We start from the raw sequence: 25185 nt of genomic DNA, 5'->3' as shown, positions 1-25185 counted from the left end.
AAAAAGTCCAATAACCTTCTGAAATTGGACTTTTTAAAGAATTAAAATTCTAATTTATTTTCTGGTTTTCTTATCCAAAAATCTCATTCAAAACCTTTGCTAATCTTAGTCCACCGTAAAGCAACTGTCTTTCCAGTGTAGATTCAAAACGATAATTGTATGCATAGCTCAATTTAGAATCTTTCGGCGTTTGATAATAGATTGAATTCGCAATTTTATGGCTGTCATACAACCAATCTTCCAATGTTCCGCTCTGGATTTGCTTCACTTCATCTTTGGATTTGATATCGAGAAGATTTGCAAATTCGGTGTAAGTATATTTTTGGTCATCCACCAATTTAGAATCCCAAAGCGAATGTAGATTTGTTTTCTGTCCAAAATAAGTAAGGTCAATTTTATTTCCACCCAAATCCTCAGCTCTTCCCACGTGCAAAGGCTGATGAAGGTCTCCAACCAAATGAATCAAGAACATCAAAGCTTCTTTTTTATCTTTCTCAGCAACATTTTTATCCTTGATTTTGGCAGAAAGAATTTTGATTTGAGTATAAAGATTCGGCGCTTTCTGAATGGATAATGAATCTTTGAACTGCTGAAAATTCTTTTGTGGATTCACATTCACATAGTGCCAGGCAGAAGTTTCTTTCCACACGCCGGTCGTATCAGATTTGATGAAATCTGGCCAGTTGGCATAATAAGCCATTTTCTGTTCTCCAAACAATTTTTTTATATTTCTTTGAGCTTTGGAACTCAAGTGATGTTGAGCAATTTCTGCTACAATCCTGTGTCCTGTCAATCCCCAGGCAAAAGAGTAGAATGATGACAAAATACAAACTGTGAACACAAATCTTGATAAAATATTTTTCATTTTTTAATTTATTCAGACTACAAAGATAGTTTTCGCTTAAGTTTTATCCCTTAAAAAACAATGTTAATTATTATTAAACTTGAATAATGTTCTTATCGCAAAGGCGCAATATTAAATCAAAAAACTTGCGCCTTTGCGATGATTAAAAACCAAGTTAATTTACGTAAATTTGCGTTTTCCCAGAATGAGACTTTTTAAATGAAGAATAATCAGGATTTTATCGAAATATATGGCGCCAGAGAACATAATCTCAAGAACATCAACGTCAAAATCCCAAGAAACGAATTGGTCGTTATCACAGGACTTTCAGGAAGTGGAAAATCCTCTTTGGCTTTTGATACGATTTTTGCTGAAGGACAACGCCGTTATATCGAAACGTTCTCGGCTTACGCAAGACAATTTTTGGGTGGATTAGAACGTCCGGATGTCGATAAAATTGAAGGTTTGTCTCCCGTTATTGCCATTGAGCAAAAAACAACAAACAAAAATCCACGTTCAACCGTGGGAACAATTACGGAATTATACGATTTCTTAAGGCTTTTATTTGCAAGAGTTTCTGATGCTTATTCATTGAGCTCAGGAAAACGTTTGGTAAGTTATACCGAAGACCAGATTCTGGAAACGATCAAAGAAAATTTCAAAGGCAAAAAAGTTTATTTGCTGGCACCGGTTGTACGTTCCAGAAAAGGACATTACCACGAGTTGTTCATCCATCTTTCCAAGAAAGGCTATTCACAAGCCAGAATCGATAGTGTTTTGCAGGATATCGAATATGATTTGAAATTAGACCGATACAAAACCCACGATATCGAGGTCGTAATTGACCGTTGGATTATTGGCGAGAATGCTTCTGAAGCCAGAATGCCACAATCTCTGAAAACTGCTTTGGAAATGGGAGAGGGTGTAATTGCGATTCAGGAGATGGGAAGCGACGATATCGATTTTTTCAGTAAAAATCTGATGGACGATTCCACGGGAGATTCTTTGGCTTTGCCGGAGCCGAACACATTTTCCTTCAACTCGCCGAAAGGAAGTTGCGAAACATGCAAAGGTCTGGGAACAGTCAAAAAAGTGAACACTGATTATTTTGTTGAGAATGATAAATTATCCATCAATCAAGGTGCACTTTTGCCTTTGGAACAAATAAAATCCAATAAATGGATTTTGTCTCAAATCAAATCGATTCTTGAAGTTTTTGAATTAAGTCTGACCACACCATTCAAAGATATTCCGAAAGAAGCGTTGGAATATATCTATTATGGTTACAGCAGCGATGTTACTAAGGAATTGAAACATGCCGGAATCTCGAAAAAGATCAAAATCAATTTTGAGGGACTCGTAAAGATCCTTGAAGAAATTGTTGACGAAAGAGAAAATTACGATGCTGTCATTGTAGAAAGAAATTTCACAACCGAAGAAACTTGCCCGACTTGTAGGGGTGCACGTCTTCGTCAGGAAAGTCTGAGTTTCAAAATCGACGGAAAAAATATTGCGGAAGTCAACGCTTTGTCTTTGCTGGATTTTAAAGATTGGTTGGCGGATGTGAAAGATAAATTCAGTGATAAAAATAAAATCATTGCACACGAAATTCTGAAAGAAATCGAAACCAGATTGCAATTCCTTCTGGATGTCGGTTTGGATTATCTGAGTCTCAGCAGAAGCTCAAAAACGCTTTCCGGTGGCGAATCTCAGAGAATACGTTTGGCAACCCAGATTGGTTCTCAGCTGGTTAATGTACTTTATATTCTGGATGAACCTTCCATCGGACTTCACCAGCGTGATAACGAAAGATTGATCACTTCTTTGAAACACCTTCGTGACATTGGGAATTCGGTTTTGGTGGTGGAACACGATAAAGATATGATTCTGGAAGCCGACCACGTTTTGGATATCGGTCCGAGAGCAGGAAAATTCGGTGGAGAAATTCTTTGGCAAGGTCATCCGAAAGACATCAAAAGTGCCAAAACAATTACGGCAGATTACATCACCGGAAAACGGAAAATCGAAATCCCTGCTGAAAGAAGAGCCGGAAACGGAAAATCAATTGTTCTGAAAGGTGCAACTGGGAATAACTTGAAGAATGTTAATCTGACGATTCCTTTAGGAAAACTGGTAGTTGTCTCCGGGATTTCCGGAAGTGGAAAATCATCTTTGATTAACGGAACTTTGTACCCGATTCTGAACCGTCATTTTTACAGAGCCATCCAGGAACCTTTGCCATACAAAAGTATCGAAGGCATTGATAATATCGACAAAATTGTAGATGTTGACCAAAGTCCGATCGGAAGAACGCCACGTTCCAATCCTGCGACTTACACAGGAATGTTCACCGATATCAGAAATCTCTTCGCCGAATTACCGGAAAGTAAAATCCGTGGTTATAAAGCCGGACGGTTTTCTTTCAATGTGAAAGGCGGAAGGTGTGAAACCTGCCAGGGTGGCGGTTTAAAAGTTATTGAAATGAATTTCCTTCCGGATGTTTACGTTCATTGCGAAACCTGCCACGGTAAACGTTTTAACCGCGAAACTCTGGAAGTCCGTTACAAAGGAAAATCGATTTCTGATGTTCTCGATATGACCATTAATGAAGCTGTAGAATTTTTCCAGCCGATTCCGAAAATCTTTAATAAAGTCAAGACTCTGAAAGATGTTGGTTTGGGTTATATCACGATTGGACAACAATCGACAACTTTGAGTGGAGGAGAAGCACAACGTGTAAAATTGGCAACTGAACTATCAAAAAAACAAACCGGAAATACACTTTATATTTTAGACGAACCAACGACAGGGCTTCATTTCGAAGATGTAAAAATTTTGATGGAAGCGATTACACAATTGGTGGAATTAGGAAATTCATTCATCATCATCGAACATAATATGGATGTGATAAAACTTGCTGACCATATTATTGATGTTGGACCAGAAGGTGGAAAACACGGCGGACAAATCATAGCAGAAGGTACGCCAGAAGAGATTATCAAATCTAAAAAGAGTTTGACCGCAAAGTTCTTAAAAAAGGAAATGTAATTGGTATCAGATTTGTGATTGAGTAAAGAAAAATTTTATGAAGTCGTTTAAAATCTATCTGTCAATGCTTGTTTTTTCGATGAGTTTTATGTCCTGCGAAGTCAGAACAACGAATAATGCAAGAGGTGTCGGTTCTAAATCAATACCGCCAGGACAAGCCAAAAAAAATTACGGAACGAAATCAGCAAAGCCTTTTGCTCCAGGACAAAATAAATGAATAGATATCAGGGGATTTTGAAATTTCAAAATCCTTTTTCTTTTCCAATATTAAATTTCCACCACTAATGTTAATTTAATATTAACCAAATGTAAATATTATGTAACTTTGTCGTAACATTAAATAAGTAATAACTTAAAATCAATTGATTATGAACAAGAAAATGCTAGCGTTATCAATATTTTTATTTGGAATTTTAGGAACGCTAAACTTAGCAAAAGCCCAAACGACAGACAACAAGATACAGGAAGTCTTCCTTAATTCAGGAGATGGTTTTGGAGAATTAAGAAAACTATTGAAAGATAATTTCGACTTTACTAATCAGGATTACAAGGAAGGCATCGTGAATTCCGACGTAAGATTCAGTCTTTCTGAAAACGGAAAAATCACGAATGTGCACGCAAAAGGCGACTGCAAAAACGTGAGCAAAGAAATCGAAAACGTTTTGTCACACCTTATCTATAAAGTGGATATGGACAAACTGAGCCAAAAAATGGTAGCAACATCTTACGTAATGCCCGTGAGCGTTACAATAGCCAACCGATAAAAGTTTAAATTGTTAGGAAAAAGTCATACATTTTTGGTGTATGGCTTTTTTTGTGACTAATAATTTGGGGCAGCTTAATCCGCCTTCCGCTCCTTATTTGTCATACTGAGGCTCTCGAAGTGTCCGCTCAAACCTAGCGAAGCGGTTCATCGATTCACATAAAAATAAATGAAAAATTAGAGATAAGTTGGGCTGCGTGCAATTCTCCGTTATAAATTCTATTCTTAAACACTTCGACTCCGCTCAGTGTGACATTTCTAATACTAACGAGGCAGACATTGCTTGAACGGATTGTCAGGCTGAGCGGAGTCGAAGCCTTTTTATAAAAGAGATTTGTTAATTAAGTAATCAATTCTTCTGTGGCTTTTGTGGTTTTTATTTCCAATAATATAGAGTCTCTCATCTTTTCTCTATTTTCTTTCGTCCAATAGACGGATTTTTTTATATTTATCAACCAACAATTGGAACAAAAGAAAACCCAGTTTTATGATTGATAAAAGAGTGAAAAATGCTCAGGAAGCGGTAAAAGATATAGAAAATGGAATGACAATAATGCTTGGCGGATTCGGGCTTTGCGGGATTCCTGAGAATTGTATTTCAGAATTGGTAAAGAAAAATGTCAACAATCTGACCTGCATTTCCAATAATGCCGGAGTTGACGATTTTGGTTTGGGATTATTGCTCCAGAAAAAACAAATCAAGAAAATGGTTTCTTCTTACGTTGGAGAAAACGCAGAATTCGAAAGGCAAATGTTGTCCGGAGAACTGGAAGTTGAACTCACGCCGCAAGGAACATTGGCCGAAAAATGCAGAGCCGCACAAGCCGGGATTCCGGCATTTTACACGCCAGCTGGCTATGGAACAGAAGTGGCGGAAGGTAAAGAAGTGAAGGAATTCAACGGAAAACCTCATATCTTAGAACACGCTTACAACGCAGAATTCTCCATCGTAAAAGCCTGGAAGGGCGATCACGCCGGAAATTTGATTTTCAAAGGTTCTGCTCGTAACTTTAATTTTCCAATGGCCGGAGCCGGAAAAATCACGATTGCAGAAGTGGAAGAATTGGTAGAACCAGGACAACTAGACCCGAACGAAATCCACATTCCCGGAATTATGGTTCAAAGGATTTTCCAAGGCGAGAATTATGAGAAAAGGATAGAGCAGAGGACTGTGAGAAAAAAATAAGAAATAGTTTTCAGTTCAATTTGAATTTTTTAAATTAAAATTGGGAAAAAATATAATCACTGAATTTTTCTACTGTTTTTTAATTCTTCTTTTATCTGTTTAAGCTTTTCTGGTTTGACAAAAATTTCAAAAATAATAATTAAGAATAAATCGTGTAGAGAGTTGACATCATTGCTAGAAAAGTTTTGTAATTCTATATCTTCTTCTGGATGAGCGCCTTGATTTCCAATATCTTTGATGAGTTTAGTGTGTTCGTGAAAGATTTCAGATAAATCAATTTTTAATTTATTTTCATTAATTTTTAACCATTCTAGTTGACCATATAAACTTTTTCCTTGAGCACCAAGAATTTCTTTTGCAATAATTTGAATAGCCCTTCTGAACATTATTGTAGCTGAAATATTTTTATTATGATTCATTGCAAATATAGCTTCAGAAACGCTATCTCTAAGTGATATGTATTTCTGAGGAATGTTTTCCAATGATTCTTCTATTTCAGAAGTTGGGATTGATAATATTTCGAAAATCAAATATTTATATTTTCTAATAAATTCTTCATTTTCATATTCTTCATCGTCAAAATTGATAGTTGATTCCATCAATTCATCTTTCGAATTATATATTTCTTCTAATTTTATTTTAACAGTTTGTTTGATTATAATTCTTAAGCATTTTGGACACTTTAACTGTAATGTATGAAAAATAGGAAATTCGTAAGAATCGTCAAAAATTCCATTCACATATCTTTTTGATATTATTTTAAAGAATACATCTTTTTTGCAATAATCACAAGTTCCATCAAATTCACCACTATATTCATAATCTTTGTAATCATTGTACAATAAATTATGATTGTTTTTTAAATATTGTAAGAAATCTATAGCATTAATATTTTTCATAAGAATTGTTTCAAAATATTGTATTAATATCAAATTTAATCAATTACAATCAAAATCAAATATTATTTTCCACTGACTTTCTTTCCCCAATCTGCTGTCTCCACATCGCATAATACAAACCTTTTTCAGCAATCAGGTTTTCGTGAGAGCCGGTTTCTATGACTTGTCCGCGTTCCAGAACATAAATTCTGTCGGCGTGCATTATGGTGCTTAATCTGTGAGCAATGAGAACGGTGATTTGTTCTTTTTCCTGAGAAATTTCCTTGATGGTTGAAGTGATTTCTTCTTCGGTTATACTGTCCAAAGCAGAAGTGGCTTCGTCAAAAATCAAAAGATGTGGTTTTCTGAGTAAAGCTCTGGCAATGGCAATTCTCTGCTTTTCGCCACCACTTAATTTCAGTCCGCCTTCGCCAATAACTGTTTCAATACCTTTTTCCGCACGTTCCAATAAATTTTTAGTGCTGGATTTTTTCAGGGCGAGTTCGATATCTTCTTCACTGGCGTTAGGATTGACGAAAAGTAGATTTTCTTTGATGGTTCCTGCAAAAAGCTGTGTGTCCTGAGTCACAAATCCGATTTGGTTTCTCAGCTCATCAAAGTCAAATTCTTTTCCGTTGATTTGATTATAGAAAATATCACCTTCCTGAGGTCTGTATAATCCGACAAGTAACTTAACCAAAGTACTTTTCCCGGAACCACTCGGGCCAACAAAGGCAATCGTTTCACCATTTTTGACATCAAATGAAATATTATTCAACGCCTTATATTGCGCCGACTGATGTTTGAAAGAAACGTGCTTGAATTCTAATTTTTCAATAGCCCCGATTTGTTTAGGTGTTTGTGGTTTTTCTTCCACAGGTTTTTTCATCAGATTGTCAAAATTTTTCAAAGATGCTTCGGCTTCACGATAAGAAATAATGATATTCCCGATTTCCTGCATCGGACCAAAAATGAAGAATCCGTAAAACATCAGTGACAGATATTGTCCCGGTGTCACAACATCTCTGAAAATCAAATATAAAAGGGTTAAAGTAATCAATTGCTGAAGAAAATTGACCATCGTTCCCTGAATAAAACTCAGTGAACGGATACTTTTTACCTTTTTCAATTCCAGACCAAGAATTTTGTAAGTATTGTTATTCAGACGTTTGATTTCCTGATTCGTTAGGCCTAAACTTTTTACAATTTCGATATTTCTCAAACTTTCGGTAGTGCTTCCGGCCAAACTGGTGGTTTCTCTAACAATCGTTTTCTGAATGTTTTTAATTTTCTTGCTTAATAAATTCGTCACAAATGCAATCAGGAAAATCCCGACGATATAAACCGGCATTATTGACCAATGCAGTCTTATCGCATAAACTGAAACGAAAATAATGCTTACCAAAATCCCAAAAAAGACATTGATAAAATTCGTAATAAACTTCACCGAATCTTCTCTTACTTTGGTTAGAATTGATAAGGTTTCGCCACTTCTCTGATCTTCAAATTCCTGATAAGGCAACGCCATAGAATGTTTCAGACCATCCGTGAAAATATTTGCCCCGAATTTTTGTGTAATGACATTCACCGCGTAATCCTGAAAAGCTTTTGCAATTCTACTGACCATCGCAGTTCCGATCAGTAAGCCTAAAAAGTAAAAAGCACCGTGATAAATATCGGTTCCGTAGAGAAATTGATTAAGATCTCTGGGCAATGTTTTTTCTTTATCAAAAAAATGCGGATGCGTTACCAATTGATCCAGAATATTTCCGGTGATTGCAGGCGCAAAAAGTGAAAACACCTGATTGACAGCGGCTAAAATGAGCGAAGTGATAATCAGCCATTTGTGAGGCTTGAGATAATTTAATAATGTTTTCATAATTGTGAGTACAAAAATACTGATATATATCCGATAGTCTGAATAATAATTTGTATCAGTAAAAAAGCATTTTTCTATAAGATGAAATAATGATATATTGCAACAACAATTTTTTACGATGCTAACAAAAGAACAAATCGCACAGCGCATATCAAGAGAAGTGAAAGACGGGATGTATGTAAACCTTGGAATCGGGATTCCGACTTTGGTGGCCAATTATGTTCCGGAGGATATTTTGGTAGAATTCCAGAGTGAAAATGGCGTTTTGGGAATGGGACCGTTTCCTTTCGAAGGTGAAGAAGATGCAGACTTGATTAACGCAGGAAAGCAGACGATAACGATTCTTCCCGGCGGTTCTTTTTTTGACTCAGCCTTCAGTTTCGGGATGATCAGAAGTCAAAAAGTGGATTTGACAATTTTAGGTGCAATGGAAGTTTCCGAAAACGGCGATATTGCCAACTGGAAAATCCCGGGGAAAATGGTAAAAGGAATGGGTGGTGCTATGGATTTGGTAGCATCGGCTGAAAATATCATCGTTGCAATGATGCACGTGAACAAAGCCGGAGAATCCAAAATTCTTAAACAATGTACGCTTCCGCTAACAGGTGTAAACTGTGTGAAAAAAGTCGTAACAGAGTTAGCCGTTATGGAAATCACGGATAAAGGTTTCAAACTGCTGGAAAGAGCGCCGGGAATTTCGGTTGAAGATATTATCAAAGCCACCGAAGCGGAATTGATTATTGAAGGAGAGATTCCGGAAATGCTTTTTTAGAGAAGGATTCAAAATTTTACGGTTTATAAGATGATTATTTAAAGTAATAAAACTTTAATGGCGTCTTCCTAAATGTAAAACGTAAAATTTTTAAAAAATGAAAAAAGGAATTTTAGCAATCGCAGGTTTAGCCGCCATTGCAATTATCGCAAAAAAAGCACAAAAAAGAAAAGCATTCGTAAGAGGGATTTTTGATGAGTATGATGTGAAGGAAAGAACACCGTTCGGGTTTGCAGACAGGATTAGAACGATGAGTGATGAAGATTACAATTCCCTGAAAGGCAAAGTAAGATCACACTTTGGACGTGGATGCTGCAAGCCAAGAACTGCGGAATAATTTTAGAAAAAATTAAATTTAATTGTTGAAAACGGGAAGTGTGAGCTTTCCGTTTTTTTATGGGTTTAAAATAACTGCGGTCAATAGTAACTTTTTCATTGTGAATAATTTTATTGATGTAAAGCTATCCAACAATGAAAAGAATCAATTGTAAAAGAATATGATAGTTTTTGTAATATTTTAATCAAATGAAAATCAGGGTTTTGAATTGATTTTACAAGTGATTTACAAGAGTTTTGAATGTTAATTTGTAAAAGGTAAAATGCCGATTATTGTTTCTTTGATTTTTGGAAATAATAATTTGGATGAGGCTAAGGATATTATTCTTTCTTTTCTAAAGAATCCAAATAAATTAAAAAGCTTTCAAATTCAAATTTATTCTTTAATAAATCATCAAACATAACACCAGTTTCTCGCATAAAATTTCGACTATTATAAGGTGATTGCTTTGCAGCAATTATGAAATTATACGGCGTAAGATGTCTTACTCTAAGTTCAGAATTTGATGCGTCAATAATTTTTCCATTGATTATTGCTGCACCATCATCATACTCTTGTCTAGTAATTATCCTTTTTCCCAACAACCCATATTCCTCAGTATAGTATCCCCACATTTCTTTATATAATTCAATATCATCTTTTTTTAAATCATATATTCCTACGGGTTCTTCTGCCTTTGCTTGAATATAAATAAAGGATTTATAGTATGAATCACTAACATAAACAGCCATTTTTTCAATTTCAATTTGTTCAATTCCCAATAAGATTTTAGTTTTACTTAATGGCTTAAATATATCAATAAACATTGCTCTTTGGCCTCTAAACCACCAAATTGGGTCTCCAGTTGCATAATTCCCTTTGGCTCTGAATCTTATAGGTTCTTTTAAAAGAATTTTTAATCTTTTATTTGCTTCTTCAGCATCATACCATCTTAAACCTCTTTGTCCAGGAAATGCTTTAGCTATTCTATAGGAAAAAAATGATGTAGAATGTTCCGTAATTAAAGGTAGATCTTCTTCAAAATTTCTATTATCTTTATTTTTATAAAGGGTAGATTTTAAGTATATTGACTTTGAAAAAAAGAATAATGCAACTAGAATTATTAATATGCATAAGCTAATTAGTGTATTATTAACTTTCGTACTTTCAGTAAAAAATAAAAGTGAATTTGAATACAAATCCCTAAATGGAATATTTAGAATTAAACTTTTACATAGTAAGAATATAGTTGCACAAAAGCTTCCTAAAACTGTAATGATTCCCGCAGATATAACTTTACTCCAAACTGCGTCAGTCCAAATATTTTTATAGAAGTTACTTTCTTTAAATACTTGATAATATTTTGAAATTTTGAAATTCATTAGTTAAAAATATTAATATTCAAATATAAATTATTCTTCTTAGAACATAATAACTATAAAAAAATCCGCAGAAAACTCTGCGGATTCAATATTCTAATGATGCTTAAATTCACTAATAAAATGCAGTTTCACATTCGGGAACTTTTCCTGAGTCATATGGATCGTGAAAGAAGAATCGGCGAGGAAAACCAGTTGGTCATATTTGTCTCTCGCTAAGAAACGTTGTTTCAATCTCGCAAATTCTTTGAACTCCTCAGACTTTTCATCTGCTTCCACCCAACACGCTTTATGGATGCTGATAGGTTCGTAAGAACATTTTGCGCCATATTCATGCTCCAGACGGTATTGGATAACCTCGTACTGAAGTGCACCAACTGTTCCGATGATTTTTCTGTTATTCATCTCCAGCGTAAAGAGCTGAGCAACACCTTCATCCATTAGCTGGTCAACACCTTTCGCCAACTGTTTTGCCTTCAACGGGTCATTGTTATTGATATAACGGAAATGTTCCGGGGAAAAACTTGGGATTCCTTTGAAACTCAATTTTTCGCCGGCTGTCAAAGTATCACCAATCCGGAAACTTCCTGTATCGTGAAGTCCTACGATATCGCCTGGGAAACTCTCGTCTACCACTTCTTTTTTATCTGCAAAGAAAGCGTTAGGAGAGGAGAATTTCATTTTTTTACCTTCTCTTACAAGCAGGTAGTTTTCATTCCTTTTGAATGTTCCGGACACGATTTTCACAAATGCCAGACGGTCTCTGTGTTTCGGATCCATATTGGCGTGGATTTTAAAAACGAATCCGGTGAAATTCTGTTCTTCAGGCTTTACCAATCTCGTTTCACTTTCCTTCGGTTGCGGCATTGGCGCAATGTCGATAAAAGCATTCAGTAACTCACGAACACCAAAATTATTAAGAGCAGAACCAAAGAAAACCGGCTGTAAATCGCCATTCATATAATCTTCTCGGTTAAACTCCGGATAAACCGACTGAATCAGATCCAATTCTTCACGCAGCGTGGTCGCCGCTTTTTCGCCAACCAATTCATCAATTTGAGGATCATTGATGTCATCAATTTTCAGAGATTCTCCAACTTTCTGTTTCTTCTCTTCCAAAAATAATTGGATGTTATTTTCCCAAATATTATAGATCCCCTGGAAGTCGCTTCCCATACCAATTGGCAGAGAAAGCGGGCAAACCGTCAAACCTAATTTCTGTTCCACTTCATCCAGCAAATCGAAAGCATCTTTTCCTTCACGATCCAATTTGTTGATGAAAACAATCATCGGAATGTTTCGCATTCTACAAACCTGAACCAGCTTTTCCGTCTGTTCCTCAACCCCTTTTGCAACATCAATTACCACAATTACGGAATCAACCGCAGTCAGTGTTCGGTAAGTATCTTCCGCAAAATCCTTGTGACCGGGCGTATCGAGAATATTGATTTTGTGGTCTCTGTATTCAAAAGCCAACACCGAAGTTGCCACAGAAATCCCTCTCTGACGCTCGATTTCCATAAAGTCGGAGGTTGCTCCTTTCTTGATTTTGTTAGATTTTACAGCACCGGCTTCCTGAATCGCCCCTCCAAAAAGCAGGAGTTTTTCTGTCAAAGTGGTTTTTCCCGCATCGGGGTGAGAGATGATTCCGAAGGTTTTTCTTTTGCTGATTTCTTGTTCTAAAGACATAATAAAATTTGAGATTGCAAAAATCGTGATTTTTATCGGATTCTGAAAATCGGGTTTGTATAAAAGATTTAGGAGCTTATTGACTTAGTCGAACAGTTGTTATTTACTTATTATTTGGAGCTGTTTCCCGCTTTCCACTCATACTCCTCGCGCCAAAGCTTTTCCATTGCCTGCTGCGGGGTAACCGTTGCAATCGGGGCTAAGGATTTTGTCTTCCAATCAACATAAGTATTTATTAAAAAGCCTTGGTTACAAAACTACCGTTGCGAAACCAAATAACTTTGGCGGAGGTTACAAAACTACCATTGCGAAACCAAATAACTTTGGCGGAGGTTACAAAACAATCGTGGGAAACCAAATAACTTTGACGGAGGTTACAAAACTACCGTTTTGGAACCAAATAACTTTTCCAAAAGTTACAAACGATCTAAAATTAAAATCCTTCCAAATTATTTAGATTGATTCACTTTTAGGTAACAAGCCAAAACTAACCCCAGCATTACAATCCCAATGCTGAAAGGAAAAATATAATTTAATCCGAAAGAATCTGCAACGCCGCCAATAAGTGGGCCGGTAATTCCCAAAGAAATATCGATGAACAACCCGTAACCTGCAAGAGCAGAACCTTGGTTGGAAGATGGTACTGTTTTCATTGCCATCACACCAAGAGCTGGAAATATCAGTGAGAATCCTAAGCCGGTGATGCCGGCCCCGATCAAAGCCAGATATGGATGTGTAGCAAGACAAATGATCGTTAGCCCCAGAGTTTCTACAGCCAGGCTTACTATCGCCACATTCAGTCCGCCATATTTATTGATAGCATGGCTGAACATCAATCTGGATACGACAAATAGAATCCCGAAAACCGAAAGGCATAGTGCGCCGTTTTGCCAGTGATGATAATCGTAATAAAGGGTGATAAATGTAGATATCGTAGCAAATCCAAGTCCTCCCAAAGCCAATCCGAAACCGTAAGGTGCAACCTTCGCAAGTACTTTCCAAAAAGATTTTCGTTCATCTTCACCTTCAGTTTTTTGACAGGATATATTGTCTTTGCCTCGTGCAAAAAGATAACCCAGGATCCCTAAAATGAAAATCAAGGCCCCCAATCCATAAAAATCAAAATGCTTCACAATGGTCACACCGAGCGATGCGCCAAGTGCCAGTGCACTGTAACAGGCCACACCATTATAAGAAATAATCTTGGCCATATGTTGTTTTCCAAGGCTCATAATGGCCCAGTTGATGGGACTTGCACCAATCATTCCTTCTGCAGAGCCAGTGAATAATCTTGTGATAATCAGAAGTCCCAGACTCACGATAGGAGAAAATTTGAAATAATAAGCAGCGATTAAAACAATTCCGGTCATGGAAAAACCAAACATGCTTGCAAGAACTGCAGGTTTGGGACCATGGTTATCAACGATTTTTCCTGAGTAGGCTCTCATCAGAAAAGTCATCACATATTGTAAACTGATGACCATCCCGGCAATCAGCATACTGAATCCCAAATCCTGATGAATGAAAACCGGTAAAACAGAAAGCGACAGCCCGATGATCAGATAGCCGATAAAAGTAAAAATTACATATGAAATAAGAGAAGTGGAACGGCTTTTTGAGTTGTCAATCGTTGCATCCATAGCTTAAAAAATAATATGCAAAAGTACTTCAGATATATTTACCAGTAAAAATTTGATGGTTAATTAAACTGTAATTTTTTATAGACAATATCAATAACCATCAGGAAATATGGTAAAAAAACTGTAACTTCGGCTTCTGATTTATAATAATTTCTACCATCGATGACGAAACTTCAGAAGATAAAAAAGACCATTCAACATATTTTAAAAGAACCGAGTCTGATCAATCTGATTCTGGATCAGAATGACATCAGGAAACAGGATTTCAAAAAAAAATATCCGGATTTTTTGAGTCTCCCTGAGATTTCTCTTGACGATATATCTGGTGGGAAATTTGAAGCGGATGTAGATCTGTTCATCCTTGATGGCGGTTCTCTTCCTACGGATCTAGCTCTTCTGAAAACCTTGGCAAAAGGAAAAAAATCCTATTTTGAGATTGGAACCTGGCGTGGCGAAAGTGTGTGGAACATCGCCAAAGAAATTGATGATTGCACAACGCTCAATCTTTCCAGAGCCGAAATGGAAGCAATGGGATGGAATAAAAAATATGCAGAACTGCATGGGATTTTGTCTAAGAAAAATAAAAAAATCCTGCATCTGGAAGGCAATACGAAAACCTATGATTTTGCAGGACTTGATAAGAAATACGATTTGATTTTCATAGACGGAGATCATTCCTACCAGATGGTAAAACACGATACAGAGTTGGTTTTCAAACATCTTGTTCATGATAATTCCGTTGTGGTCTGGCATGATTATGCTTATAATCCCGAGAAAATCCGTTACGAAGTTTTCCAGGCCATTCTGGATGGAACACCGAAGGAATTTCATAAAAATCTTTATCATCCGCAAAATACGATGTGTGCGGTCTTTACAAAAGAAAATTACAAAACATCAGTTTTTGAAAGTCCGAAAACACCGGGATTTTTGTTTGAAGTTAATTTAAAATCAAATCAGTTCTAATTGAAATTTCTCATCATCATTCCTACGCACAACGAGGAAAAAAATATTTCCCAATGTCTGGATTCTCTTAGAAATCAGACTTTCAGGGATTTTGTATGTGTAATTGTGAATGATGGTTCTACGGATAGAACATCTGAAATTATTAATGAATCTGCAATTCAGGATTCGAGGTTTCATGTTTTAAATCTGGAGACATCAGAACATCAGCCAGGCGCAAAAGTCGTGAGAACCTTTAATAAAGGGCTGTATTCTGTGGATCTAAAAGAATTTGATGTAATTTGTAAATACGATGCAGATATTGTTTTTCCTAAAAATTATCTGGAAAAAGTCAATAAGGTTTTTGAATTAAATCAAAAGGCGGGCATGGTTTCCGGTTTGGTTTATATCAGAAATTATAGGCAAAACCCTGAAATCAGGAATCTCAGAAATCCGAATGAAAATTGGCTGGACTTCAGCAATAAAAACCAAGATTGGGTCTTCGAAAATCTGTCTTCCAAAAATCACGTTCGCGGTCCGGTAAAAGCCTACAGAAAGGAATGTTTCCAGGATATGAACGGTTTACGTGCTGTTTTGGGATGGGACAATCTAGATGTTTTATTGGCTAAGAAAAATGATTGGGAAGTTGTGACAATAAAGGAACTTTGGGTCAAACATCTGCGCCCGACTGCCTACAAATATGCAGATCAAAAGGCAGAAAAACTCGGGCAATATTTTTATAATATCGGATTGAATCTTCCTTTAGCGATGATTTCTTCAGCAAAGTCAAGTTTTAAAAACCGTTCTCCGAAGGAATTTTTCATGACAATCAGTAGTTTTCTCAAGCAGAAAGAACAAAGGGATCTTAGTGATGAAGAAATCAGCTTCATCCGGAATCTGCGTTGGAAAGAAGCTTTGAAGAATATTTTTTAGATTTTACTTAGTACAGCAACAATCTGATCTCCTTTTTTCTGATTATTCAGTTCGATGGATTTCTCTGTGAATTTTTTCAGCTCTTCTTTTGTAAAGACAGCATTTGAGGTCTGATAGGAAAGTTTTCTCCTGTACTTTTCACTACCTGTAAACTGGAATTTATAGCTGTCATAATAATAATCGGATAATTGAAAATTGTTTTTTGCTGTTATGATCTCAAATGACTTTTTGGTTAATAACTGAAAATGTCTGGGCGCATCCCATTGAACCCAGTTTTCTTTATAAAATTCATAAGCGTAGGAATCTTTTACAGGAACTCTAATGATGATCTTGCCATTTTTTTTCAGAAGATCATAGCATGATCTCAAAGTCTCATTGACATTTTCTACATGTTCAAAAACATGGTTAAATGTGATGATGTCAAATTTTTCCGTGATGTCATACAATTGCTTTTTCCGGATAGGGAAAGGTTTTATCTGCTCCTTCAACGCAAAAGGCTCGATGCCGATTATATTTTTAAATCCCAGGTTGTAGATGCTTGTGAGGAATTTGCCTTCTCCACATCCCACGTCCAGTACTTTTACATTTTTTTCAGGCTTCAGTTTTAAGAAGGCTTCCAGGGAAAGATTAGACATTTTTATTTTTAGCTTCCGGACGAGAAAAACGGGAAAATTATAGTAAAAAATAAGATCTCTCAATCGGAAAAGTAATTTCTGACCGAAGCTTAATTTCGATTTTAAGCTGTAATAATTTTCAGGATAAAACCGGGACATATCCCCAGGTACAGAAGATATTTGCAAAGCGTCACAGTGGGTACATTCAAAATATTCAAAACTTTCATTTTCTTGGAACATTTTATCATTGACATAATATAATTTCTGATTATTGTTCTGATGTCCACAAATTCTACATATCATCGGATAGCTGCTATTGATTTTCCAAAATTACTTTATTTTTGCAGATAATAAGGATTAGATGAAAAAAATAGCGGTAATTATTGTAACATATAACGGGGAAAAGTGGATCACAAAATGTATGGACTGTCTCCTCGCATCAACTTATCCTGCTGATGTTTTTGTTGTTGATAATTGTTCCACGGATAGTACACTGTCCTTGCTGAAGGCTTATGATATTTTTGACCTGGAAGTTTCCCGGTCTAATCTGGGTTTTGGTGCTGCTAATAATGTGGCATTGAAAAAAGCATTGAAGTTGAATTATGACTATTTTTTTCTGATCAATCAGGATCTTTATATACAAAAAGACACCATAGAAAAACTAATTGAGTTTTCTGATATTCATCCGGAAGCAGGGATTATTGCTCCGGTTCAGTATGATGGTGACGGCAGGGAGGTTGATGCTAATTTCAAGCAATACATTACGCTTTCTCAGGAAAAAAAAGATGATTATGAAACGTCTTTTGTTAATGCGGCAGCCTGGCTGATATCACGTCAGTGCTTACAGACTACAGGTGGTTTTAGCTCTATGTTTCCTCATTATGGCGAGGACAGGGATTTTTGTAATCGTGTGAAATATCATGGTTTTTATATTTTAATTAAGAAAGACACCCATGTCATGCACGACAGATTGCAGAAAATGTCCCTGGAAAAAGCAATAAAACTATCCAAAATCAAGCTCCTTACCATTTTCCTGAATCCTAATTTTTCTAAAAATAAAAGCATCATGACCGCTCTGGTCAATGTTTTCGGAATGGGTAAGTATTTTATGAAAAAATACTATTCTGCGTCTGCATTCCTGCATTTTGTTCAGGAATTTATCAGGCTTTATAAACAAAGAGATGTTTTGGAAGCCGAAAAACGGAAGAGCCATGCTCTGTTTTGAAAATAGGTTATTTAAATACTTTGGCAAAATTTAATTTTTATTTTTAAATAATCATGTATTTTGTTTCAAGCTTTTCCTTAATGCGATTTTTGACTTTCTAAGATGTTTTACAGAATTGAATCTGACCCGTTCATTATACAGGAACCATCCGCCGATACAGCCGATCGTACTTCCTATCAGGATTTCCAATAGTCTCATTTTTAAAAGATAATCTGGATTAAGTGATGTGGAACTTCCCGTTTCGGCGAGCAGAATTCCCATTGGTGTAAGAAACATTACGGCCAATGCATAATGTCTGGTTATCAGCATTTCTACAATAATCTGAAGACAAATAATAGCGACACAAATCCACAAAATATCATGCACATAAGAAAAAATTATCCAGGCAATCCCTAACCCGATTATAGTTCCGATAATCCTGTGCAATCCGCGTTTCCATATATGATACTGATTCACACCCTGCAAAACCGCAAGACTGGAAATCGGAATCCAATAGGGATAATCCAGCTTGAAAATCTGCCCGACCAAAACCGAAGCAAACATGCAAATCCCGATGATATGAGATTCTACAAGATCAACATAAGGATTGATCCTTAATGCAGTTGAGGTTTTTATGGATTCTTTTTTCGATTTTAAAACACAATATATCAGACAGATTGTGCAGGCATTCAATGTTCCGATTGTAAAGATACCGACTTTTTGCGGTATGCTTTCCGGGTCATGCGGAATTCCAACGGCCATGGATGCAATCATTATAAAGAAAAAACTTCCCGGAGGTTTCAGGTTAAAATATTTCACGATGTAATAAGCTATCCCCGAAAAAATCCCGAAAGCTAAAGGTGCAATCCACATATTAAAACTGAAAACCAATCCGAAGATATAAGAAATAATTATCCCGAATGAGCATACAAACATTTTTGTCATGGTTTCAAAAATATCTTTTGTATTGGGAATATAAAGAATAACCAAGCCGGCCAGGCTGGCTGTGAGTGAAGATTTTACATTTCCGGAACAGTACCCGAATATTAACGGTATCCCTACAGATAGTCCGGCGAGAAACGGAATATGCCAACTTCTTGGCGAAGGTTTCAGTTTAAAAAAAGAGGAAATTTCTTTTTTTATAAAATTGATATTCAACAGATTGATTTTATTTTTATGATTATATCAAAAAAAAATAATGCAGAGATTATTCACAGTACAAAATTACCCATTAATGACCGAAATTCAAATTTTATGCAGCTGAGAAATTGCATAAAAAAAGCTATTTTTGTTATCTTAAAATTTTGAGAAAATAATGGATTATCTGAAAGGATTGAATGAAGCACAGTTTGAGGCAGTTACCACACTACAAGGACCCTTGATGGTTTTGGCAGGCGCAGGCTCCGGCAAAACCAGAGTTCTTACGATGCGGATTGCCCATCTTATCACCAATGGTGTCGACCCTTTCAATATTCTGGCTCTGACATTTACCAACAAAGCGGCAAAAGAAATGAAAGAACGTATTGCAAAAGTTGTAGGCGACAGCGATGCGCGTTCTCTCTGGATGGGGACTTTCCACTCTGTATTTGCAAGAATCCTGAGGAGCGAAGCCCATTATCTGGGTTTTTCTTCCAATTTTACAATTTATGATGCCCAGGATGCGCTGAATGTGATGAAAAAAGTCATCAAAGATCTGAGCATCGATGCGGAAGTTTATAAGCCAAAAAAAGTTCTGGCCAGAATTTCTCAATACAAAAATAATCTCATCACAGTCAATGCATATTTCAATAATCCGGAATTGCTGGAAGCTGATGAAAGAGCCAATATGAAAATGATTGGCGAAATCTACAGAAAGTATGTGGATATGTGTTTCCGGAATGGAGCAATGGATTTTGATGATCTGTTGCTGAAAACGAATGAATTATTAACCCGTTTTCCGGAAGTATTGGCCAAGTATCAGGACAGATTCAGATATATATTGGTAGATGAGTATCAGGATACGAATCATTCCCAGTATCTCATTGTCAAAGCATTGGCTTCCAAGTTTGAAAATATTTGTGTTGTGGGTGATGATGCACAATCGATTTATTCATTTCGGGGCGCTAATATTTATAATATTCTCAATTTCAAAAAAGATTATCCTGATGCGATGACTGTCTCGCTGGAGCAGAATTACCGTTCGACACAGAATATTGTAGACGCTGCCAATGTAGTGATTTCTAAAAACTTACAGCAATTCAAGAAAAATGTTTTTAGTGAGAATGAAGTCGGGGAAAAAATAAAAGTTTATCGCAGTCTCTCTGATGCGGATGAAGCGAATTTTGTCTCCGCCAATATTTTTGAATTGCATAACACACAACAACGAAAATTCTCTGACTTTGCGATTCTTTACAGAACCAATTCGCAGACAAGAGCATTCGAAGATGCACTAAGAAAAAAGAATATTCCTTACAGAGTATATGGCGGATTATCTTTCTATCAAAGGAAAGAAGTAAAGGATCTGCTCGCTTACTTAAGGATTCTCGTCAATGAAAATGATTCTGAAGCTTTATCCAGAATTATCAATTATCCGGCGAGAGGAATTGGCGAAACAACACAGAATAAGCTGATCGTTTTTGCAGATTCGCAGAATGTTCCGGTAACCCAGGTTTTGGACAATCTCGGTTTTTATGCACCACAATTGGGGCTGAATAATGGAATCATTACTAAATTGGGTGATTTCTGGGCGATGATCAAGGCTTTCCAGGTCATGCTGAAAACCGAAAATGTTTATGATGTGGCGATGGAAGTTGCGAAACGAAGCGGCTTAATCAGATTCCTGAAAGAAGATCAGACGCCGGAAGGCATTTCCAGAGTAGAAAATATCCAGGAATTACTGAACTCTATGCAGGGTTTCATTGAAGAACAGATTCAGGTTGAAGGTGGCGATCCCAGTTTGTCCAACTTTATGGAAAATATTGCACTGTCTGCAGATACGCAAAGTAATAAAGATGATGATACGGATAAGGTTTCTCTGATGACAATCCACCTTTCAAAAGGATTGGAATTCCCGGTTGTTCATCTCGTAGGACTGGAAGAAAATCTTTTTCCGAGTTTTATGAGCTCATCGACAAGAGAAGAACTGGAGGAGGAGAGACGTCTCTTTTATGTCGCCCTTACCAGAGCAGAGAAGCAGGCTTTTTTCACCTATGCAGTTTCCAGATTTCAATGGGGAAAAATTACGGATTCTGAACCGTCCCGTTTTTTGAGCGAGGTAGATTCCAAATATATAGAATTCATCAATCCAATGATGGAAGCCAGATTTGTGAATAATTCAGGTGTTAACTCAAATATTTTTGACGAAAGACCTTCTGAACCAAGATTTTTCAAAAAGAAAGATGAGAAAAAAACACTTGAACGTAATTTCAATACACCTCCTGCAAAGAAACTCAAGCCTATTGCAACAGCAAAAATTATCAACCCGAGTGGTTCATCTTCAGAAGATATTGAGGTGGGAGACAGAGTGAGACACGACCGTTTCGGTGTCGGCGAAGTGACCTTTTTGGACGGAACCGATCCTCAAAATATAAAAGCCAAAGTGATTTTTGCAAATGAAGGTGAGAAAAACCTTATCTTGAAATTTGCTAAATTGACAAAGATTTAAAAAGACCATAATCAGGCAAAAGATTCAAAAATCAAAATATGATTAGAGCCAAAAATATACATAAATTTTACGGAACGCTGGAAGTTCTGAAGGGCGTTGACATCCACATAAAAGCAAGTGAAGTGGTTTCGATTGTCGGGGAATCGGGCGCAGGAAAATCAACATTGCTTCAGATCCTCGGAACGCTGGATAAGCCTTCTGATATAGATAAATTCGGAACCGAAATTGCTCTGGATGGTAATTCTTATCTGCAAATGAAAGACAAAGAACTGTCAAAATTCAGAAACAGGAATATTGGTTTTGTTTTCCAGAATCATCAGCTTTTGCCCGAGTTTACAGCGCTTGAAAATGTTTTGTTGCCGACAAAAATTGCCGGAATTGCAGAAAGAGAGGTTATAGAAAAAGCGCATTCTCTTTTTGAAGATCTTAATATTGCCAGCAGGTTACATCACAAACCATCAGAGCTGTCAGGGGGTGAGGCTCAGAGAGTTGCAGTAGCAAGAGCGCTTATTAATTCTCCGAAAATTATCTTTGCGGATGAACCGACGGGAAATCTCGATTCCAAAAACGCAGATGCTTTGCATCAGTTATTTTTTGACCTGAGAGACAAATATCAGCAGACCTTCGTGATTGTGACACACAATCCTGTTTTGGCTGAGAGCACGGACAGAAAACTGGTGATGAAGGATGGGCAGATCGTTTTATAGATAATATAAAGATCATATTATTTTTCTAGATTAATCGTTTTGTAATAAAACATATCCATTGAGAAAACTTTTACTGATAATTTTATTATGTTTATTGATTTCCTGCGAAGTAAAATCTCAGGGAAGTGATTCTTTAAGGTCGGTTACATCACAAAATGAACTTTCTCAGAAAATTGAAGATTTAACATCGTTTATTAAAAATTCAGATTATAATCCTGACAAAGCATTCTTAATAGACTTCTCAATTCCATCATCAAAGTTCAGGTTTTTTGTCATTGATCTGAGATCCGGAAAGGTAATTCAAAAGGCTTTGGTTGCGCATGGTTCTGGCTCAGAATCAGGAAAACAGAAGGGACGGCTTACATTTAGCAATCAGAACAACTCCCGATGCTCATCATTGGGAAGATATGTAATTTCGGAGAAATATAAAGGTCAATTCGGCTTATCATACAGGCTGGACGGATTGGATGAAACCAACAGCAATGCCAGAAAGAGGGCAATTGTTCTTCACAGCCTGGATTGTGTGCCTGATACGGAACAAGCAGAGGACATCTGTCTCAGCTGGGGTTGTCCAATGGTTTCTGATGATTTTTTCAGAATTTTGGAACAGCATATTGACAGATCAGATAAAAAAATAATTCTTTACGCTTATCAGTAATGAGCATCAAATCGCTTGCGGAAGATGACCGCCCAAGAGAAAAATTCCTTTTGAAGGGGAAAGCTTCGGTTTCAGATTCGGAACTGCTGGCAATCATTATGGGAAGCGGTAGCAGAGAAGAATCCGCTGTCGAATTGGCTAGAAGAATATTGAATTCGGTAGAGAATAATTGGCACAGATTAAGTCAGTTATCAATCAAAGATTTGATGAAATTCAAAGGTGTTGGTGAAGCAAAAGCCATTTCCATAGCAACCGCCTTAGAAATCGGCAACAGAAAATCCCAGCAGGAAGTTCTGGAGAGACAAAAAATAAATGACAGCAAAGATGCTTTCGAGATTCTGCAGCCACATCTTTCTGATCTGCCAACAGAGGAGTTCTGGGTTATCTTTCTGAATCATCAGAACAAAATCCTTTATAAAAACTGTCTTTTTCGTGGTGGTATTGCTGGTTCTGTTGCGGATGTCAGAGTGATTTTTAAAATGGCACTGGAGCACTTTTCGACCAGAATAATTATCTCGCATAATCATCCGGCCGGAAGTCTTAAACCAAGCCAGGAAGATATCAACATAACCAAAAGAATAAATGAAGCTGGAAAATTACTTGACATAGAACTGCTGGATCACCTTATAATTGCTCAAAATAAATTTTACAGTTTCAAAGAAGAAGGGATTTTATGATAAACAAAGTTGAATACAAAGACATTGATTTTGAAAAATATAACCATTGCATAGAAAACTCTGTCCAGAAAAATTTCTACTGCAAAAAAGAAATGCTGGATTTTCTATGTAAAAATTGGGAACTTTTGGTTTATGGTGATTATCAGGCAGTGATGCCTGTTCCTTTTACCAAAAGAATTATGCTCAGATTGGCTAATATGCCTTTGTTCTGTCAACAGCTCGGCATTTTCAGTAAAGAAGATGATATTTTTGTCAATCAGAAATTTTTAGATTTCTTCAAAAAAAATTATTTGATCGTCAATTATCAGTTTAATTTTAATAATCATTTTGAAACAACCTTAACAACGAAGAAAAATTACATCATACCGGTTCAGGAATATGCATTTCTGAGACGAAAAAAATATTTCAAAGGAAGAAAATCTACAGTGAAAACTGCACAATACCTTGATTTCCGGGAGGTTTTTAAGGACACATATATTCTGGATTTTATTAAAAATAATTTTAAAGGTCTTCAAAAAGAAAAGGATATGGATCTTTTTATACAATATCTTTTCTTTTTAGAAAAATCCGGAAAACTTAGAATGTTCGGGAGTTATTATGAAGAAAATTTAACAAATCTGGCAATTCTGATAGATGATGGTGATTGTTACTCGCTTTTAGGTTTACTGAACAACGAAGAATTTAAGAGTCATAATGGTGCTTCGTTTCTGATAGACAGGATCTTAAAAACCAATATTGAAACTAAAGCTTTTAATTTTATGGGTGGCAGTATACGCGGTATTGAAGTTTTTTTCAAAAGTTTTGGCTCGGATTTGCAGGAATATCAGGTGATTCAGAATTCAAAAAAAGATATCGTCAGGAATTGGTTAAAAATTTCTTAATTTTGCAATCCGATTTCAGATATGTTTGACTCAGATTATTTGCCTTACGCTGTTGCAGTTATCATCGCATTGCCTTTTTTGGTATTTGCGAAACAATTCGTTAATGCTTTTGTAAGACTTAAAAAGCAGGAAATAAATTTCATTGCAACCAAATCCAATAACGAAATCAAGTTTCAGGCTCTGGAAAGAATGACATTGTTTCTGGAACGGCTGAAACCTTCTAATCTGGTCATGAAATTTGATAAAGATCTTCAGCCGCACGAGTTTGTTTTTCTGACAGAAAAGAATATTAACGAAGAATTCGAGTACAATTCTTCCCAACAGTTATACATTTCCAAATCCTCCTGGCAAGACATCCTTACGAGTAAAAACAATGTTCTAATACTTATGAGGAAAACTTATGAGGAAATGAATGAAAATTCGGGGCTGGAAGATTTTAAAACCATTTTTCTGATGAGTTACGTCAACTCAGAAGATTATATCTCGGACACGATCGAGAACCTGAGAAAAGAATTAAACAAAATAATATAAAAAT

23 protein-coding genes are annotated in these 25185 nt (G+C 36.3%); 15 read left to right on the top strand and 8 right to left on the bottom strand.

Annotation, left to right across the window (positions count from 1 at the left end; genetic code table 11):
- Nucleotides 1-70: 70 nt before the first annotated feature.
- A complete protein-coding gene (locus tag BUA97_RS00755) occupies nt 71-865 on the bottom strand; it encodes a S1/P1 nuclease (RefSeq protein WP_072995871.1) in 795 nt (264 codons plus the stop codon).
- A 198-nt stretch (nt 866-1063) separates the two neighbouring features.
- Here BUA97_RS00755 and uvrA point away from each other — a divergent pair, with 198 nt between their 5' ends.
- The 4 genes from uvrA to BUA97_RS00735 all read left to right on the top strand — a co-directional run bounded on the left by uvrA (nt 1064) and on the right by BUA97_RS00735 (nt 5841).
- Entirely contained in the window at nt 1064-3892 is a 2829-nt protein-coding gene (gene uvrA / locus BUA97_RS00750; RefSeq protein WP_072995869.1) for an excinuclease ABC subunit UvrA, read from the top strand.
- A 37-nt stretch (nt 3893-3929) separates the two neighbouring features.
- Complete coding sequence (locus BUA97_RS00745; protein WP_072995866.1) at nt 3930-4109, top strand: hypothetical protein; 180 nt, start codon at nt 3930-3932, stop codon at nt 4107-4109.
- A gap of 151 nt (nt 4110-4260) precedes the next feature.
- Complete coding sequence (locus tag BUA97_RS00740; protein ID WP_245795775.1) at nt 4261-4656, top strand: hypothetical protein; 396 nt, start codon at nt 4261-4263, stop codon at nt 4654-4656.
- A gap of 486 nt (nt 4657-5142) precedes the next feature.
- Complete coding sequence (locus BUA97_RS00735) at nt 5143-5841, top strand: CoA transferase subunit A (RefSeq protein ID WP_072995864.1); 699 nt, start codon at nt 5143-5145, stop codon at nt 5839-5841.
- Between the two features lie 56 nt (nt 5842-5897).
- Here the strand turns inward: BUA97_RS00735 and BUA97_RS00730 are convergent, their stop codons facing one another.
- Nucleotides 5898-6740 carry a DUF4145 domain-containing protein gene (locus BUA97_RS00730; RefSeq protein WP_072995861.1) on the bottom strand — a complete coding sequence of 281 codons (843 nt, stop codon included), beginning with the start codon at nt 6738-6740 and terminating at the stop codon, nt 5898-5900.
- 55 nt (nt 6741-6795) lie between these two features.
- Complete coding sequence (locus tag BUA97_RS00725) at nt 6796-8598, bottom strand: ABC transporter ATP-binding protein (RefSeq protein ID WP_072995858.1); 1803 nt, start codon at nt 8596-8598, stop codon at nt 6796-6798.
- 118 nt (nt 8599-8716) lie between these two features.
- Here BUA97_RS00725 and BUA97_RS00720 point away from each other — a divergent pair, with 118 nt between their 5' ends.
- Nucleotides 8717-9370, top strand: coding sequence for a CoA transferase subunit B (locus BUA97_RS00720; protein WP_072995855.1), 654 nt, complete (start codon nt 8717-8719; stop codon nt 9368-9370).
- A 97-nt stretch (nt 9371-9467) separates the two neighbouring features.
- Nucleotides 9468-9707, top strand: a complete 240-nt coding sequence (locus BUA97_RS00715) for a hypothetical protein (protein ID WP_072995853.1) — start codon at nt 9468-9470, stop codon at nt 9705-9707.
- 320 nt (nt 9708-10027) lie between these two features.
- Here the strand turns inward: BUA97_RS00715 and BUA97_RS00710 are convergent, their stop codons facing one another.
- The 3 genes from BUA97_RS00710 to BUA97_RS00695 form a co-directional block, all read right to left on the bottom strand.
- The gene (locus BUA97_RS00710) at nt 10028-11068 is read right to left on the bottom strand and encodes a hypothetical protein (protein ID WP_072995851.1); all 1041 of its coding nucleotides are present in this window, start codon (nt 11066-11068) and stop codon (nt 10028-10030) included.
- Between the two features lie 93 nt (nt 11069-11161).
- A complete protein-coding gene (locus tag BUA97_RS00705; protein ID WP_072995849.1) occupies nt 11162-12754 on the bottom strand; it encodes a peptide chain release factor 3 in 1593 nt (530 codons plus the stop codon).
- Nucleotides 12755-13203: 449 nt separating this feature from the next.
- The gene (locus tag BUA97_RS00695) at nt 13204-14394 is read right to left on the bottom strand and encodes an MFS transporter (protein ID WP_072995844.1); all 1191 of its coding nucleotides are present in this window, start codon (nt 14392-14394) and stop codon (nt 13204-13206) included.
- A 162-nt stretch (nt 14395-14556) separates the two neighbouring features.
- On the opposite strand from BUA97_RS00695, the gene BUA97_RS00690 reads away from it, so the two are divergent.
- Together BUA97_RS00690 and BUA97_RS00685 are read left to right on the top strand one after the other, a co-directional pair.
- Complete coding sequence (locus BUA97_RS00690) at nt 14557-15357, top strand: class I SAM-dependent methyltransferase (protein WP_072995842.1); 801 nt, start codon at nt 14557-14559, stop codon at nt 15355-15357.
- On the top strand, nt 15358-16266 hold the full coding sequence (locus BUA97_RS00685; protein WP_072995840.1) for a glycosyltransferase family 2 protein: 909 nt from the start codon (nt 15358-15360) through the stop codon (nt 16264-16266).
- Here BUA97_RS00685 and BUA97_RS00680 read toward each other — a convergent pair.
- Nucleotides 16263-16901: a class I SAM-dependent methyltransferase gene (locus BUA97_RS00680; RefSeq protein WP_175546159.1), complete on the bottom strand. Its 639-nt coding sequence runs from the start codon at nt 16899-16901 to the stop codon at nt 16263-16265. The genes BUA97_RS00685 and BUA97_RS00680 overlap by 4 nt on opposite strands.
- A 340-nt stretch (nt 16902-17241) precedes the next feature.
- Here BUA97_RS00680 and BUA97_RS00675 point away from each other — a divergent pair, with 340 nt between their 5' ends.
- Nucleotides 17242-18105: a glycosyltransferase family 2 protein gene (locus tag BUA97_RS00675; protein WP_072995836.1), complete on the top strand. Its 864-nt coding sequence runs from the start codon at nt 17242-17244 to the stop codon at nt 18103-18105.
- A 51-nt stretch (nt 18106-18156) separates the two neighbouring features.
- On the opposite strand, the gene BUA97_RS00670 is transcribed toward BUA97_RS00675, so the two are convergent.
- On the bottom strand, nt 18157-19242 hold the full coding sequence (locus tag BUA97_RS00670; protein ID WP_084081226.1) for an FUSC family protein: 1086 nt from the start codon (nt 19240-19242) through the stop codon (nt 18157-18159).
- A 157-nt stretch (nt 19243-19399) separates the two neighbouring features.
- Here BUA97_RS00670 and BUA97_RS00665 point away from each other — a divergent pair, with 157 nt between their 5' ends.
- The 6 genes from BUA97_RS00665 to BUA97_RS00640 are packed head-to-tail and all read left to right on the top strand — an operon-like array spanning nt 19400 to nt 25181.
- Nucleotides 19400-21727, top strand: coding sequence for an ATP-dependent helicase (locus tag BUA97_RS00665; RefSeq protein ID WP_072995832.1), 2328 nt, complete (start codon nt 19400-19402; stop codon nt 21725-21727).
- Nucleotides 21728-21765: 38 nt separating this feature from the next.
- The gene (locus BUA97_RS00660) at nt 21766-22434 is read left to right on the top strand and encodes an ABC transporter ATP-binding protein (RefSeq protein WP_072995829.1); all 669 of its coding nucleotides are present in this window, start codon (nt 21766-21768) and stop codon (nt 22432-22434) included.
- A gap of 58 nt (nt 22435-22492) precedes the next feature.
- Complete coding sequence (locus BUA97_RS00655) at nt 22493-23092, top strand: murein L,D-transpeptidase catalytic domain-containing protein (RefSeq protein WP_072995827.1); 600 nt, start codon at nt 22493-22495, stop codon at nt 23090-23092.
- On the top strand, nt 23092-23769 hold the full coding sequence (gene radC / locus BUA97_RS00650) for a RadC family protein (protein WP_072995825.1): 678 nt from the start codon (nt 23092-23094) through the stop codon (nt 23767-23769). The genes BUA97_RS00655 and radC overlap by 1 nt, the downstream gene beginning before the upstream one ends.
- A complete protein-coding gene (locus BUA97_RS00645) occupies nt 23766-24650 on the top strand; it encodes a hypothetical protein (protein ID WP_072995823.1) in 885 nt (294 codons plus the stop codon). The genes radC and BUA97_RS00645 overlap by 4 nt, the downstream gene beginning before the upstream one ends.
- A gap of 21 nt (nt 24651-24671) precedes the next feature.
- Nucleotides 24672-25181: a DUF7935 family protein gene (locus BUA97_RS00640; RefSeq protein WP_072995821.1), complete on the top strand. Its 510-nt coding sequence runs from the start codon at nt 24672-24674 to the stop codon at nt 25179-25181.
- The last annotated feature ends 4 nt before the right edge of the window (nt 25182-25185 follow it).

This window comes from Epilithonimonas mollis, from assembly GCF_900142325.1.
Classification (GTDB): domain Bacteria; phylum Bacteroidota; class Bacteroidia; order Flavobacteriales; family Weeksellaceae; genus Epilithonimonas; species Epilithonimonas mollis.
Note: the sequence above shows the minus strand (reverse complement) of the source record. Positions and strands in the feature narration are given on the sequence as shown.

Bases quoted from the DNA above. Each gene is read 5' to 3' on its own strand.
- BUA97_RS00735 (WP_072995864.1), top strand. From the start codon at position 5,143: ATGATTGATAAAAGAGTGAAAAATGCTCAGGAAGCGGTAAAAGATATA.
- BUA97_RS00755 (WP_072995871.1), bottom strand. From the start codon at position 865: ATGAAAAATATTTTATCAAGATTTGTGTTCACAGTTTGTATTTTGTCA.
- BUA97_RS00665 (WP_072995832.1), top strand. From the start codon at position 19,400: ATGGATTATCTGAAAGGATTGAATGAAGCACAGTTTGAGGCAGTTACC.
- BUA97_RS00725 (WP_072995858.1), bottom strand. From the start codon at position 8,598: ATGAAAACATTATTAAATTATCTCAAGCCTCACAAATGGCTGATTATC.
- BUA97_RS00660 (WP_072995829.1), top strand. From the start codon at position 21,766: ATGATTAGAGCCAAAAATATACATAAATTTTACGGAACGCTGGAAGTT.
- BUA97_RS00680 (WP_175546159.1), bottom strand. From the start codon at position 16,901: ATGTCTAATCTTTCCCTGGAAGCCTTCTTAAAACTGAAGCCTGAAAAA.
- BUA97_RS00730 (WP_072995861.1), bottom strand. From the start codon at position 6,740: ATGAAAAATATTAATGCTATAGATTTCTTACAATATTTAAAAAACAAT.
- BUA97_RS00710 (WP_072995851.1), bottom strand. From the start codon at position 11,068: ATGAATTTCAAAATTTCAAAATATTATCAAGTATTTAAAGAAAGTAAC.
- BUA97_RS00715 (WP_072995853.1), top strand. From the start codon at position 9,468: ATGAAAAAAGGAATTTTAGCAATCGCAGGTTTAGCCGCCATTGCAATT.
- radC (WP_072995825.1), top strand. From the start codon at position 23,092: ATGAGCATCAAATCGCTTGCGGAAGATGACCGCCCAAGAGAAAAATTC.
- BUA97_RS00690 (WP_072995842.1), top strand. From the start codon at position 14,557: ATGACGAAACTTCAGAAGATAAAAAAGACCATTCAACATATTTTAAAA.
- BUA97_RS00645 (WP_072995823.1), top strand. From the start codon at position 23,766: ATGATAAACAAAGTTGAATACAAAGACATTGATTTTGAAAAATATAAC.
- BUA97_RS00740 (WP_245795775.1), top strand. From the start codon at position 4,261: ATGAACAAGAAAATGCTAGCGTTATCAATATTTTTATTTGGAATTTTA.
- BUA97_RS00745 (WP_072995866.1), top strand. From the start codon at position 3,930: ATGAAGTCGTTTAAAATCTATCTGTCAATGCTTGTTTTTTCGATGAGT.
- BUA97_RS00705 (WP_072995849.1), bottom strand. From the start codon at position 12,754: ATGTCTTTAGAACAAGAAATCAGCAAAAGAAAAACCTTCGGAATCATC.
- uvrA (WP_072995869.1), top strand. From the start codon at position 1,064: ATGAAGAATAATCAGGATTTTATCGAAATATATGGCGCCAGAGAACAT.
- BUA97_RS00640 (WP_072995821.1), top strand. From the start codon at position 24,672: ATGTTTGACTCAGATTATTTGCCTTACGCTGTTGCAGTTATCATCGCA.
- BUA97_RS00675 (WP_072995836.1), top strand. From the start codon at position 17,242: ATGAAAAAAATAGCGGTAATTATTGTAACATATAACGGGGAAAAGTGG.
- BUA97_RS00720 (WP_072995855.1), top strand. From the start codon at position 8,717: ATGCTAACAAAAGAACAAATCGCACAGCGCATATCAAGAGAAGTGAAA.
- BUA97_RS00695 (WP_072995844.1), bottom strand. From the start codon at position 14,394: ATGGATGCAACGATTGACAACTCAAAAAGCCGTTCCACTTCTCTTATT.